This is a genomic window from Marinoscillum pacificum (genome assembly GCF_024714495.1).
GTDB classification, from domain to species: Bacteria; Bacteroidota; Bacteroidia; order Cytophagales; family Cyclobacteriaceae; genus Marinoscillum; species Marinoscillum pacificum.
This window is the reverse complement of record NZ_JAMZMJ010000006.1, coordinates 146,196-160,662: the sequence shown is the minus strand read 5'-3', so window position 1 is coordinate 160,662 and position 14,467 is coordinate 146,196. Positions and strand designations below refer to the sequence as shown.

Genomic DNA, 14,467 nt, shown 5'->3' with positions numbered 1-14,467 from the left:
TTTTGGAGCGTTTCAAATAAAAGTAAAACAGGTTATGAAAAATTTGGTTAATGCGCTTACTGGCTCTGCATCTGTGTTGGCAGTGGCAGTAATGCTCAGTTCTTGTGGGTCGGGAACACCTACAAGTTCTAATCCCGGTAAATACAGTACCACTACCGGATTAGAGTTTAATGAAGAAGGAGGATTTGTGGTGAATGACTTTAGTGGTCAGCCAGAAGGTCCAAACTTGATTTTTATCGAAGGTGGAAGAACCGTGCTAGGAACTTTCGAAGAAGATGTTCTTAATTCCAATGACAATGTTGAAAGAGCAGTAACTGTAGCTTCATTCTACATGGATGAAACAGAGGTGGCTAACATCAACTGGTTGGAATATGAATTTTACATCAGACAAGATTCAGACGAATACTACTGGAAAAACAATCTTCCAGATACAACAGTATGGGCTAAGGATCTTGCTTTCAACGATTCTTATGTAGATCACTACTATAGATATCCTGGTTTTAGATACTTCCCAGTTGTAGGTGTAAACTGGAGACAAGCTATCAACTACTGTAAGTGGAGAACCAGAGTGGTAAATATTAAACTAGCTGAAGATGCTGGTCTTTATGACGAGTATGCAGGAGCTGGTGATCAGGCATTCGCTGGAGCTGAAGGAGATCCTGGATCTTCAGGAACTGACTTCCCTAGAATTCCTTTGGAATCAGGTGTTGTGCTTCCAAATTATCGTCTCCCAACAGAAGCTGAGTGGGAATATGCTGCTCAAGCTTTGATCGGAACTCAGTGGTTGGATGAAAACCAAACACACAGAAGACTTTATCCTTGGGATGGTCACGCATTGAGAAATCCTTACGGAAAATCAATGGGTTACTTCCTTGCTAACTTCAAAAGAGGAAAAGGTGACTATGCTGGTATCGCTGGAAAGTTGAACGACGGAGCAATGATCCCTACTTATGTTTACGATTATCCTCCAAACGACTTTGGTCTTTATAACATGGCTGGTAACGTAAATGAGTGGGTACAAGATGTGTATCGTCCTCTTTCTCACCAGGTTGTAGAAGATATGAACCCAGTAAGAAGAGACGGAACATTGGATTCAGAAACTGGATATGATGCTATGTGGAACTTCATCGGTAATGAAGGACAATACACTGAAGAAGAGTGGGTTGCTAAAACTGGTCTTCAGAAATCATACGATACTGAAAATCCTCCAATGAAGAGATTAAGAGTTTATAAAGGTGGATCATGGGCTGATGTAGCTTACTGGTTATCACCTGGAACTAGAAGATATTTGTTCGAAGATTCCGCAACATCTACAATCGGATTTAGATGTGCTATGATCAGAGCGGGTACGAACTATTAAGATAACCTGTTTTAAATATCAAAGCCGTTGGGATAACTTATCCTGACGGCTTTTTTTATGCCATTATTTTCCAGCAGCCAAAGTTAGCACATAGATTTCCTTTACTCCCGATTGTGATAGCAAAGTAATCAACTCCCCAATCGTGGCCCCAGTAGTCAGCACATCATCTACCACAGCGACCGTTTTGCCTGATAACTCATTAGATCTAGTAAGTGTATAGACCGAATGGATGTTTTGCCAGCGCTCTACCTTTGACTTTTTAGTTTGTGAAGAAGTTCGTCTTCTTCTGATCACCAGATCGGTTGCAACTGGCCATCCAGTTTCACGTGAAATACCCTCAGCTATGGCATCACTCTGATTGAACCCTCTTCGTTTTAATTTAGATTTATGCAAGGGCACAGGTATGATCAAATCAACAGGCCAATTCATTTCTATAAGATCTCTTCCAAACAACTCACCCATCAAGACACCAAGTTCAGGTTCATTCCGATACTTGATTTGATGAATTAGTTTCTGTGCAATACCTCCTTTATTGAAGAATAAAAATGACGTGGCCTTTCGAACTTTTGGTTCATAGATAAACTTGTCATCTAAAGGGTTGTCAGGTACTCGATGATAATGGGTTTTTGGAAGAGAAAGTCTACATTTGACACAGAGGTAATTTTCCTGTTGGACGAGCGTTGTTTGGCAGTTAATGCACACTCTAGGAAAGAATAATCCGATAAAATCAGCAGTTAGTTTCGTTACTATTTTGGCAGTTTTCACACAACCAATATAATTATTTTTGTAATTAATGGTATATCAGAAAGATTTAACGTTAGAAAGGGACTGGAATAGCCTAATTAAAGGCCTTGAGAATCGCGTAGGCAAAAAGCCCAAGGACTTGAATGCGGTTATCTTCCTTATAGGCGTTCAGGAACTGGGTTTAGGAGCCAAAAATTTCGAGAAAGAGGAGAAACAGGACCTGATGCACATCGCAATCTGTAAAGTTTTGTCCTACTCCGGATATTATGAACTTGATGGACTTGATGAAAACGGCTGGCCGCACTGGAAATTGGTCAAGCCTCTTCCACATTTTGATTTATTGGAGCAAGAGAAATTACTTAAAATGCACATACTTGAGTATTTTGAGAAAGAGATAGGAATCATTTAACAATCCAAAAGACCTAGAATTCGTATTTAAAGTATGACTACTAACAATCTGAAAGACAACATCATCAGGTTCAAAAGAAAGTTTCACGTGAACCAACTCATTAGAGGATCACTGATTTCTATACTACTTTTCGGAGCTATTTGGTTGATATTCAGTTTGTTAGAAGGTTATTTTTGGTTTGATCAACCTGTGAGACTAGGGATTTTCGCTATTCTTGTCGGATTGCTTCTTTACTTCGTAATCTTCCGAATTCTCATACCAATTTCTAAAATTGTTCAAATCAATCGTGGTATTTCAGATCAGGAAGCAGCTAAACTTATTGGAAGACATTTTCCAGATATACAGGATAAACTACTGAACCTCTTACAGTTAAGTCAGAATTCGACAAGTCAATCTTCACTTCTTCTTGCAGCCATTGATCAAAAACAGAGTGAACTTAAAGTATTTGATTTTAAAGAAGCCGTTGATTTCAAAGTCAATAAAAAGTACTTGATATATGTAGGGAGTCTGCTAGTGGTGATCTTTCTAGTGTCCTTCATCAGTCCTGGATTGTTCAGTGAAAGCTCCAGTAGAATCGTGCAGTTCAACAAACCGTTTGAAAAACCTGCTCCTTTTTCGTTTGAATTAGAAAGTAAATTATTCGCATTCAAAGGAGATAGCTACGAAATAGATGTGATGTTAAATGGTGAGAGCATACCTGATCAAGTCTATTTGTTGGACAATAACCAAAAATTCAGACTGAATAAAGGTAAAAATGGACACTACGTATTCAACTATCCTTCAATAAACAGCAATAAGAGCATCCAGTTCTCAGCAGCTGGTTATGATTCTAAAAAATATGAGATTAAGGTCATCAACAGACCGGAGCTCAGAAATATGAGTGTCAAAATTGACTATCCAGAATATACAGGTCTTTCTGATGAGATGCGTGAGAATACGGGCAGTTTTGTAGTAGCTGAAGGCACTAAAATCACCTGGAACATTAATTCTTCTGACACTCAACAGGGATTTTTCATCGTTGGAGGTGATTCCAGTAGCATGTCATTGAAAAATGATCATTTTGAATTCGCTAGATCAGTCACCAACTCGCTAGAATATGAAATCGCTCTCGCAAACGAATACGCAACGAACAAAAGCAGAATCATCTACGACATTTCAGTAATCAAGGACGAATTGCCGGAAATTGATGCAAATTATCTGCCTGATACGATTAGCTACAAATCTTTACTCTTTACTGGAAATATTGAAGATGATTACGGGTTCACAAGTTTGTCTCTTCTCTACAAGAAAAATGACGATAAAAACTACCATCGCATCGCCATTCCATTCGAAAAATCACAAATCAACCAGCAATTCTACCTTCAATGGGATTTAGATTCAATGAATCTCACCAGTGAAGACTATTTAGAAGCATTTGTCCAGGTAACTGACAATGACCGCATTAACGGATATAAAGCGAGTCAATCTCAGAAGTTTTTCCTTAGAATGCCGAGTGATAAGGAAGTTGAATCGATGATTTCTGAAAAAAGTAATGAATCTGAGAGCAAACTAGATGATGCCGAGGCTAAAGCTGAAGAAATCAACGATCGTCTGAAAGATTTGGAAGATCGCCTAAGAAATAAGCGAGAATTGGATTGGCAAGACAAAAAATTGATTGAGGACATCATCAAAGACAAAGAAAAGCTAAGTAAGGAGATCGAAGAGCTTGCCGAACAGCACCAACAGCTTTTGGACAGCCAAAAGGAGTTTGGAAAGCAAAGTGAAAAACTTCAGGAGAAGGCCAAGCAACTTCAGGAGCTAATTGAGGAAGTTTTGGATGATGAGACCAAAAAACTCTACGATGAACTTCAAAAATTGCTCAAAGAACAAAATAATACAGATCAGGTTCTTGAAGAACTGTCAAAAATCAAGAACAATGAGAAGAATATGGAGAAGGAGCTGGAAAGAGCTTTGGAACTATTCAAAAGACTTAAACTTCAAACTGGTATTGAGCAATCTGCCGAGAAACTAGAAAAACTTGCTGAAAAACAAGAGGATTTGGCAAACGTAACCATGGCTGAGGCACTTTTGGATGAAGAAAGGCAATCTTCCAAATCTGCAGAAAATAAGGAGTCGCAACAGCAGAATGATGAGCAAAAAGCAGCTCAAACAGATACCGAAAAACAACAAGAGGAGATCAATAAGGAATTTGACGAAATTCAAGAGCAATTAGACAGTTTAGAGCAACTGAATCAAGATCTGAAAAATCCTCAACCTATGGAAGATTTCCAAAAAGAGGAGCAGCAGATCGAAGAAAAGCTTAATGAGATTCCACAAGATCTTCAAAACCAACAAAAGCAAAAAGCTGGTCAGAAAATGAAGAATGCTGGTCAACAAATGAAAAACATGGCCAGCAGCATGCAACAAATGCAAATGGGCATGGAAATGACCATGATGCAAGAAAACCTCGATCACTTGCGAGACATACTAGATAACCTAATCAAGCTCTCATTCGAACAGGAAAACATCATTGATGAAATCAAAGAAGTGCAGCAAATCGATCCTAGATTCATTGAATTATCACAAGATCAACTGCAGTTAATTAGTAATGCGCAGGTAATTGAAGACAGTTTATTATCTCTGGCAAGCCGAGTAGCTCAGATAAGCAACTTTGTGACAAGAGAAGTAGGGGAAATCAACAGCCAACTCGACAGAGCAATGAACGAACTGAGAGAGCGCAACAAAGGAAAAGCAGCTTCTCATCAACAGTTCGCAATGACTTCTATGAATAATCTGGCACTTCTTTTGGATGATGTCATGCAACAAATGCAAATGGCAATGTCAGAAGCTATGGGCAATCCTCAGAAAGGTCAAGGACAAAAGCAATCACTTCCAAGCATGCAGCAAATGCAGCAGCAATTGAGTGATCAGATCCAACAGCTTAAGAGCAGTGGTAAGTCTGGTAGAGAACTATCTGAGCAATTGGCCAAGTTGGCCGCAGAGCAAGCAGAACTCAGACGTCAGATGGAATCCATGCAGCAGCAGTTAGCAGGTCAGAAAGCTGGAAAAGAAGGTGAAAATGGTGAAGAAGGAGGCAATGGAAGTGAAGCTGGTGATAAACTTGGAGAAGCCATTAAGCAGATGGAAGAGAATGAAGTAGATCTAGTGAACAAGCGTCTGACACAGGAGTTGATAGATAGACAGCAAGAGATACTAACCAGAATGCTGGAGGCAGAAGAGTCAATGCGTGAGCAAAAGGAATCTCCTGAACGAGAAGGTGAAACCGCAACGCCTCAACAACGTAAACTCCCTCCTGCTATTGAAGAATACTTGAAAGCAAAAAAAGAGGAGATAGAGTTATTAAAAACTATACCTTTGGATTTAAATCCATTTTATAAAAAAGAAGTAAACGACTATTTTAGACGCTTAAGCGGAGAAGAGCAATAATGGACAGCATACAGATACAGATCCCTTCACTCTCAGAAAACATAAGGATTGTTGAGAGTTTCATTGACAATGCCAAAGAGCGATTTCATTTGAATGATGACATCTACGGTAACATTATGATTGCCGTAACTGAATCAGTCAACAATGCAATTGTACATGGCAATCAAAAAGCTTCTGATAAGTGTGTATCATTGAAACTACATGTAGATGATAGCACTTTGAAAATCGTGGTAAGTGATGAAGGACCAGGATTCAATTACAACACATTACCTGATCCTACAGCCCCAGAGAATATTGAAAAGCCAGGTGGTAGAGGTATTTTCCTTATGAAACATCTTTGTGACGAAGTACATTTCGAAGATGAAGGAAGAACAGTATCAATGGTTTTTTACTTGAACTAAATGGAATTGATTCAGTTCTTTGCAGAAGAGATTGATTTCGAATTGGCAAATCAATCTCAAATCTCCGAGTGGTTAGTCAACATAGCCACTACACACGATGCAGAAATAGAAACTATCAACTACATATTCTGCTCAGACGAGTACCTTCTATCCATTAATCAGCAGTATTTAGATCACGATTATTACACAGACATTATCACCTTTGATAATTCAGTAGAAGGTTCCCCTATCCTATCAGACATCTTCATTAGCATTGACAGAGTACAAGACAATGCAGATCAACAAGACAGCTCATTCGATAATGAATTGCATCGTGTCCTTGCTCATGGTCTTTTGCACTTACTAGGCTTCAAAGACAAGACAGAGGATGATCAAATCTTAATGAGGCAAAAAGAAGACGCCTGCTTATCTTTGTTAAAAAATTAGTTCCACGTGGAACACCTTGTGGTGTTTCGGTGTTGGTTGATGAACTGTTTCACGTGAAACCTTTTATAAATATATGTTTCCAGAATACGATGTAATTGTAGTGGGAGCTGGACATGCCGGTTGTGAAGCCGCTGCTGCAGCTGCTAATATGGGTTCTAAGGTATTGCTTGCCACCATGAACATGAACACTATTGCCCAAATGTCATGTAATCCTGCAATGGGAGGTGTGGCCAAAGGACAAATAGTTCGTGAAGTAGATGCACTTGGTGGATACTCGGGAATCATTTCTGATAAGTCGATGATCCAATTTCGTATGCTTAACCAAAGTAAAGGACCAGCTATGTGGAGTCCTAGAGTGCAATCAGATAGAATACGCTTTGCGGAAGAATGGAGATTGGCACTGGAAGCAACACCTAACGTAGACTTTTGGCAAGAAATGATCACTGGACTTGTAGTCAAAGACAAACGAGTAATAGGTGTCAGAACAAGTCTGGGTATAGAAATAAAAGGTAAAGCAGTTGTTCTTACCAATGGAACCTTCCTAAATGGATTGATTCATATAGGTGAAAAACAGTTCGGTGGTGGAAGAGCTGGAGAACGTAAAGCCACTGGAATTACAGAACAGCTCATAGAACTTGGCTTTGAAAGCGGTAGAATGAAGACTGGGACTCCACCTAGAATAGATGGTAGAAGTCTTGATTACACCAAAATGGAAGAACAAAAGGGTGATGAAAATCCACAGAAGTTCTCTTATCTAGACTCTACAGAACCATTGAAAGAACAAAGATCTTGCTGGATTACCTATACAAGTCCTGAAGTTCATGGAGTCTTACAAACGGGATTTGATAAATCTCCTATGTTTAATGGTAGAATTAAAGGACTAGGTCCACGCTATTGTCCATCTATAGAAGATAAAATCAATAGATTCGCAGAGCGTGATAGACATCAAATTTTCGTAGAACCAGAAGGATGGAATACTGTAGAGGTCTATGTAAACGGATTCTCTACCTCATTACCAGAAGATGTACAGTATAAAGCACTCATTAAAATACCAGGATTTGAGAATGCGAAGATGTTCAGACCAGGTTATGCTATTGAATACGACTTCTTCCCTCCTACACAATTGAGTCAAACACTGGAGACCAAACTAATAGCCAACCTATATTTTGCTGGTCAAATAAATGGAACAACAGGATATGAGGAAGCTGCTTGTCAAGGATTGATGGCTGGAATCAATGCGCATCTAAAAGTTCATGAGCAAGATCCATTAATACTTAATAGATCAGACGCATACATTGGAGTATTAATTGATGACCTAATAAATAAAGGTACCAATGAACCATATCGTATGTTCACTTCTAGAGCTGAGTATCGATTACTCCTCAGACAGGATAATGCGGATTTGAGATTAACTCCAAAAGCTTATGAGTTAGGCTTGGCTACAGAACATAGATATGAGCTAACCATGACTAAAATGCATGAGACCAAACGTCTCATTAATGATCTCAAACAAAAGAAACACAAGCCTGCAGATTTCAATCCTATGCTTGAATCCATAGATAGTGCTCCTGTGAAGGATACATCATCTATGTATCAAGTACTGAAAAGACCTGAAATCAACCTGCAAAATCTTTGTGATATAGATCCAGAATTGAAATCCTATATGGAGTCCTATAGTGCTGAAGTTAGGGAACAGGCAGAGATTCAAATTAAATACGAAACATACATAGCAAGAGAACAGGAGAACTCAGAGAAAATGATAGCTCTGGAGAATAAAAAGATCAATCCAGAATTTGACTACTCTCAAATAACATCACTATCATCTGAAGCAAGAGAGAAACTATTAAAAATAAAACCATCAACTTTAGGGCAGGCTTCCAGAATATCAGGAGTATCTGCATCAGACGTTTCAATTTTAATGGTGTACCTAAATAAATAACATGTACGAAAAGCTGGAGGAATGCCCGTCCTGTAAGCACACTAAGTTTTCTAATCACATCATATGCAAGGATCATACTGTATCAGGTGAGAGTTTTGCTTTGATGAAGTGTGACAAATGTGGTTTAATAATCACTAATCCTAGACCAGATCAAAACAACATTGGTAAGTACTATGCTGATAGTAATTACATATCGCATACCAACAAAGCCAATAATCCAATCAACCTTGTCTACAAGTTTGTACGCTCAATCACGCTCAAGCAAAAACTAAAGCTCATTAAGAAATATTCTAAGCAGCATACAATTCTAGACTTTGGGTGTGGATCTGGTGTATTCTTAGATTTTCTAAAGTCAAAGAACTACGAGGTAGAAGGATTAGAAACGCATCCTGAAACTGCAGACAATGCAAGAAAGCTTACTCAGGCTAACATTTACAATAGTCTTACTGATCTAGAAAAGAACAAGTACGATGTAATTACTGCCTGGCATGTAATAGAACATGTCCATGAATTGAAGCTTACATTAAACACTCTAAGAAAATCCTTAAAGAAAGATGGTGTTCTTTTCGTAGCTGTACCAAATCATCTATCCTTTGATGCACAGCATTACAAAGAGAATTGGGCAGCTTATGATGTACCTAAGCATCTATATCATTTCGATAAATCTTCTTTGAAAACAGTGGCAAAAAACTGTAAACTTAATTTGATAGATGTACATCCTATGAAATTTGACTCATTCTATGTTTCAATGCTCAGTGAGAAAAACAAGACAGGATCATCCAATTTATTATCTGCAATTCAAATCGGAAACCAATCAAATAAAAAGGCACAAGAGTCAGGAGAATATTCAAGCCTTATTTACGTATTAAAAGCATGAAGCTACTTTTTAAGTCAATCACCATTATTCTAGTTTTTGAACTTATAGCATTAAGTTGTGCTAATCCAATAACACCTACAGGAGGTCCAAAAGATACCATCCCTCCTACCTTGCTAGAATCAAATCCAGTTGACCAACAGCTAAACTTTAAAGGACAAACTATTACTTTGGAGTTTGATGAAGTTATCAATGCAGATAAGCTTCAACAGAATTTGGTGATTACTCCTACTACTGAAACCAAATACAAAACCATTCAGAAGAAGTACTCTGTAACTCTACAATTCGAAGAACCGTTCGAAGATAGTACTACCTACACTTTTAACTTCTTTGATGGGATAACTGACATTACAGAAAAGACACCAGCTGAAAATCTAATCATCGCATTTAGTACCGGCAGCTATATTGATTCATTGTACTTATCCGGTCAGGTACTTGATCTTTTAACTGGAGAACCCAAAGACAAAATAACTGTAGGTCTATACACCATTAGTGATACACTAGACTTTGAAGTAAACAAGCCAACCTACTTTAGCACAACTAATGAAGAAGGTCAATTCTTCCTCCAAAATATCAAAGCTTCCAAATTCAGAATGTTAGCATTTGGAGATGAGAACAGAAATTTAATTTTTGACGCAGCTACAGAATCTTATGCCATTAAATCAGATACGATTGACATGCGAACTCAGTCTGGAGATACGCTTTCATTGAATGCTATTCAAATAAACGCTGCAGCATTAGAGTATATCTCAGCAAGGCCATCTGGCAGATATTTCGAAATTAGATACTCTAAACCACTTGTAGAGTATTCTATTCAAAATACAGATTCACTCAATATAGCTAGTAAACTAGTAGATGAAAATAAGACCATACGAGTCTACGACAACAAATCATTTACAGATAGTTTGTTCAGTATACTCTATGTTAGGGATAGTCTTGGTAACACCTCTACGGACACTACCTACATACAGTTTAGAGAGTCTTCACGAAAGCCTGAAGCCTTCACCATGTCATTATTACCCGCTAAGAATTCTCAAGTAACGAGTACATCTAGATACAAACTGTCCTTTAATAAACCTACTGAGATATTAAATACTGACTTCCTCGATGTTGTTTATGATACATTAGTTAGACTCGATTATCAACCAAGAAATGTGGTTTACTCCAATCACAATCTTGACATCTCCTTTGATCTGGATATCACATTAAACAATTACAAAGACAGTCTTACCAGACTTAGTGATGCTATAGTTATTGACTCGACCAATATTGATACAGCACAGATGGAACTCAAGAAAAGACTTACATCAATTAATCAATCGAACTTCAGTGTTCAAATACTTCCTAAATCATTCCAATCAGTAGAACTGGACAGTTCAGCAGTTCTTAACCAAAACTACAAGTTCTTGAAGCAAGAGAGCCTTGGACTAATAGAAGTAACGCTCAATACTGATTCTACACATTTCATTGTTCAACTAATGAACAAGAAGGAAGTAGTAGCCAGTCAAACCAATACTAAACACTGTGTATTCAACAATCTTCCACCAGCAAATTATTGGGTTAGAATCCTTATAGACAGCAATCAAAATGGAAAATGGGATGTTGGAAACTATAGAGAAAACATTGCTCCAGAGCCTGTAATCTACTTCAAAGAAGAAACTACCCTGCGAGCAAACTTCGAAAATCAACTTGAATTTTCATTCTGAATAACTCAATAAACATGTGGACAAGTGTGGATACTATGGTGGAATAACTCATAGTTATACTTTGTCCACTTCCACATTTCATGTGAAGCAGTACAAACTTCAAATAACTTCACATTTATCAACCATCTATCCCAAATCTTTACTTCTCCACTAATTCACATTGAGCATATATCACTTATCTACATTTTAAAATAAAAGACAGATTTTCAATGACTTAACAGAGAGATAAACTGTGGAAAACATTTCAGATAGATATCACTTATAAACAAACCTAAAAAACAAATCTAATTTCAGTGATTTACCCACATATCCACAGCCTTAATAATAGAAATAGCTTTTAATTTAAAACTTATATATTCATTATAAGGTAGAAGAATAAAGTGGATAACTTCATGTATATGTATACCAGAAAATTTTTAATAATAATTACTCTCCTCGGCGCCGCGCTTTCTCTGTCAGCCCAAACAGATGATGCCAAACTAGCAAATGAGTATTTTCAGCAGGGCGAATTTGAAAAAGCCCGCGCGATGTTTGAAGATCTGGAAAAAAATCGTTCGGTTATACCATTAATACATGCGAACTATTTTCGCCTGCTTTTAGAAGAACAGGATATCAAGGGCGCCGAAAAATATCTTGATCGCGTAATCAAATCATTTCCTGGAAACATTAACTACCAGGTAGACTTGGCTTTTTTATATCACACTATTGGTGAATCCGATAAATTAGATAAGTACTTATCAACACTCAAAAAGCAGTTTATTGAAAATCAGTATCAGCTTAGTTCTATTGCCCAAAATCTGGTTTCTCACCAGATGTATGAAGAAGCTATTGATTTTTATCTCACTGCTAGAAAACTGAATGGTCGGGAATCTGCATTTGCTTTGGACATGGCTGCCCTTTATCGAATGAAAAACGATAAGCGCAAGATGACCGAAGAGTACATCAATTATGCTGAGGGAAATCCAGCTAATCTGGCTTATGTAAAAAACTTGTTTCAAAACATCTTGACCGAACCAGAGGATCAGGAATTTTTAGAGGAGACTTTAATTCAGAAAATCCAGAAGGATCCGAATAGTGCATTGTATTCGGATCTACTGATCTGGTTAGAACTTCAGCGCAAAAATTATTACGCTGCATTTATTCAAGCTCGGGCTTTGGATCGTAGAAATCAACAGCCTGGTGATCAGAGTATGCGAATCGCTAGAATCGCTTATGACAATGAGTCCTGGGATGATGCCATTGATATTTACACTTATGTGATCGATACCTACGGTGATGACTACAATTATCCACAAGCCAGAAGATTCCTTATTAAGTCAAAGGAGAACAAAGTGAAAACGGCATTTCCGGTAGACACCACGGCTATAAGAAACCTGGCAACTGAATATTCAGAATTGTACGATCAGATTGGTCCAAATTATACCACTTTAGAAGCACTCCGTAACAAAGCGCTGCTTCACGCCTTTTATCTAGACGAATTAGACACGGCCACTCGAATCCTGAATTTTGTAATCGAAAATCGACGCGCTCCGCGCGCTCTGGTATCAGAGTGTAAACTGGATCTCGGAGATATTTATATTTTGACTGGTGAACCGTGGGAATCTACCCTACTCTACTCTCAAGTTGAAAAAGATAATAAGGAAGCGCCGCTGGGATATGAAGCGAAATTGCGAAATGCCAGACTCAACTATTTTACGGGAAACTTCGCTTTGGCGAAAAGTCATCTTGACATTTTAAAACTGGCGACCACTCGCGAAATATCCAATGATGCCATTGCACTCAGTTTATTGATTACAGATAATACGGCTTTCGATACCACAGATTTTATCATGCAGGAATTTGCCAACGTAGAGTTGTTAATATTTCAAAATAAAACTGCCGAGGCAAAAGCCAAATTGGCTAAAATCCTGAAAGAGAATCCTGGACATAGCATTACCGATGAAGTGTACTGGCTACAGTCAAAGCTGGAACTTCAAGCCGGGAATTATCAACAAGCTGTGGATTACCTGGATAAAATTATTCAGGCATATTCCTATGACATCCTAAGTGACGATGCATTCTATAAAAAAGCGACTATTGTACAAGATTATCTTCATGATGAAGAGCAAGCCATGACACTTTACCAGGAATTTTTGAAAGCGCATCCTGGAAGCATGTATGTTGCAGAGGCCAGACAAAGAATCCGACAGATTCGAGGTGATTTGGTGAATTAAGAAAATAGGTGCCCGTATTCCCATGTCACACATGGGAATAAAAGCACCCTAAATATTATAGTAGTTCGCAAACCATTAATTCACGAGCCATTTCGGCCATATGAACTATTTGTCGCGCTAGATTCAGAGAAACATCAGTTTCACCATTTTGCCAAAGGAGCAATTCTTGAATGTTCAGATCAAAATAGTTTCCACTCAAATCTCGGCATTGATTCAGCAATACCTCAGGATCTTCGGTATAGATTTTTTCACCATAGTGATCCAAAAAACTGATCAAAAAATTAGCCAACGCATTTTTAGCATTGATACAAACCATATAAGCTGTGTCTTCCTGATCAGCATAATTTAGGGCATGATAGGCCACTGCTAAAAATTCCTCTCCTTTGTCGAATGTGGTGTTTACCTGTAAGGTTTCCATAGATGTGATGTTTAGAGGTTGATTAGGATTTCAATATGAAATTAGATCCTGAAATCATTTACTCCCATGAAGCACATCATATGATCAGGTGAGATTTGTCAATGAGCGTGTATTTACTCTTGTTTTTGATAAATCAAATTTCCGGCACTCACTCCTAGCGAAAACATATCCAGATAGTTTTCAGCAATTGAGTCAAAAGCGAAATGTTCTTGATAATTGAATTCTGGATAAGTTAAGTGCAGTAACGTATCTCCAATAATTTCATAACTTCCGGAAACTGTTTCAGGTTTTGATTCGTCAGCAACCCAGGCATAGAATTCCTTGCTTGATGATTCAAACTCCAGAAAATTGGAGACCGTGCCATCATTTCCTTCACTCTTCCATTTCCCATCCAAAATACCGACAAGACTTATCTCTTTTATAGATTCATCCTTTACTTCCAAAGGAGCTTCTGATTTAGAATTTTCTTTCGGTGAAGAATCACATGCGATTACTGTGATTAAAATGACAAAATAGATTGAATATTTTTTCATAGGAATGGAATCTGGTTC

The 14,467-nt window shown here is 38.0% G+C and carries 12 protein-coding genes; 9 read left to right on the top strand and 3 right to left on the bottom strand.

Features of this window, described 5'->3' with window-relative positions; all coding sequences use genetic code 11:
* Positions 1-34: 34 nt before the first annotated feature.
* On the top strand, positions 35-1,360 hold the full coding sequence (gldJ, locus tag NXS00_RS15270) for a gliding motility lipoprotein GldJ (RefSeq protein WP_258100100.1): 1,326 nt from the start codon (positions 35-37) through the stop codon (positions 1,358-1,360).
* 63 nt (positions 1,361-1,423) lie between these two features.
* On the opposite strand, the gene NXS00_RS15265 is transcribed toward gldJ, so the two are convergent.
* Entirely contained in the window at positions 1,424-2,125 is a 702-nt protein-coding gene (locus tag NXS00_RS15265; protein ID WP_258100099.1) for a ComF family protein, read from the bottom strand.
* A gap of 28 nt (positions 2,126-2,153) precedes the next feature.
* On the opposite strand from NXS00_RS15265, the gene NXS00_RS15260 reads away from it, so the two are divergent.
* The 8 genes from NXS00_RS15260 (at position 2,154) to NXS00_RS15225 (ending at position 13,498) form a co-directional block, all read left to right on the top strand.
* The gene (locus NXS00_RS15260) at positions 2,154-2,513 is read left to right on the top strand and encodes a hypothetical protein (protein WP_258100098.1); all 360 of its coding nucleotides are present in this window, start codon (positions 2,154-2,156) and stop codon (positions 2,511-2,513) included.
* A 33-nt stretch (positions 2,514-2,546) separates the two neighbouring features.
* The gene (locus NXS00_RS15255; RefSeq protein ID WP_258100097.1) at positions 2,547-5,939 is read left to right on the top strand and encodes a DUF4175 family protein; all 3,393 of its coding nucleotides are present in this window, start codon (positions 2,547-2,549) and stop codon (positions 5,937-5,939) included.
* Positions 5,939-6,340, top strand: coding sequence for an ATP-binding protein (locus NXS00_RS15250; protein WP_258100096.1), 402 nt, complete (start codon positions 5,939-5,941; stop codon positions 6,338-6,340). The genes NXS00_RS15255 and NXS00_RS15250 overlap by 1 nt, the downstream gene beginning before the upstream one ends.
* Entirely contained in the window at positions 6,341-6,766 is a 426-nt protein-coding gene (gene ybeY, locus NXS00_RS15245; RefSeq protein WP_258100095.1) for an rRNA maturation RNase YbeY, read from the top strand. It abuts the gene before it with no gap.
* Between the two features lie 73 nt (positions 6,767-6,839).
* Entirely contained in the window at positions 6,840-8,705 is a 1,866-nt protein-coding gene (mnmG, locus tag NXS00_RS15240) for a tRNA uridine-5-carboxymethylaminomethyl(34) synthesis enzyme MnmG (RefSeq protein ID WP_258100094.1), read from the top strand.
* 1 nt (position 8,706) lies between these two features.
* Positions 8,707-9,582 (top strand): class I SAM-dependent methyltransferase, encoded by an 876-nt coding sequence (locus NXS00_RS15235; RefSeq protein ID WP_258100093.1) that lies wholly within the window; start codon positions 8,707-8,709, stop codon positions 9,580-9,582.
* Positions 9,579-11,285 carry an Ig-like domain-containing protein gene (locus NXS00_RS15230; protein WP_258100092.1) on the top strand — a complete coding sequence of 569 codons (1,707 nt, stop codon included), beginning with the start codon at positions 9,579-9,581 and terminating at the stop codon, positions 11,283-11,285. Before NXS00_RS15235 ends, NXS00_RS15230 begins: the two co-directional genes overlap by 4 nt.
* 398 nt (positions 11,286-11,683) lie before the next feature.
* On the top strand, positions 11,684-13,498 hold the full coding sequence (locus tag NXS00_RS15225; protein ID WP_258100091.1) for a tetratricopeptide repeat protein: 1,815 nt from the start codon (positions 11,684-11,686) through the stop codon (positions 13,496-13,498).
* Positions 13,499-13,553: 55 nt separating this feature from the next.
* Here NXS00_RS15225 and NXS00_RS15220 read toward each other — a convergent pair whose 3' ends face one another.
* Positions 13,554-13,916: a hypothetical protein gene (locus NXS00_RS15220; protein ID WP_258100090.1), complete on the bottom strand. Its 363-nt coding sequence runs from the start codon at positions 13,914-13,916 to the stop codon at positions 13,554-13,556.
* 113 nt (positions 13,917-14,029) lie between these two features.
* On the bottom strand, positions 14,030-14,449 hold the full coding sequence (locus NXS00_RS15215) for a hypothetical protein (protein ID WP_258100089.1): 420 nt from the start codon (positions 14,447-14,449) through the stop codon (positions 14,030-14,032).
* Between the last annotated feature and the right edge of the window lie 18 nt (positions 14,450-14,467).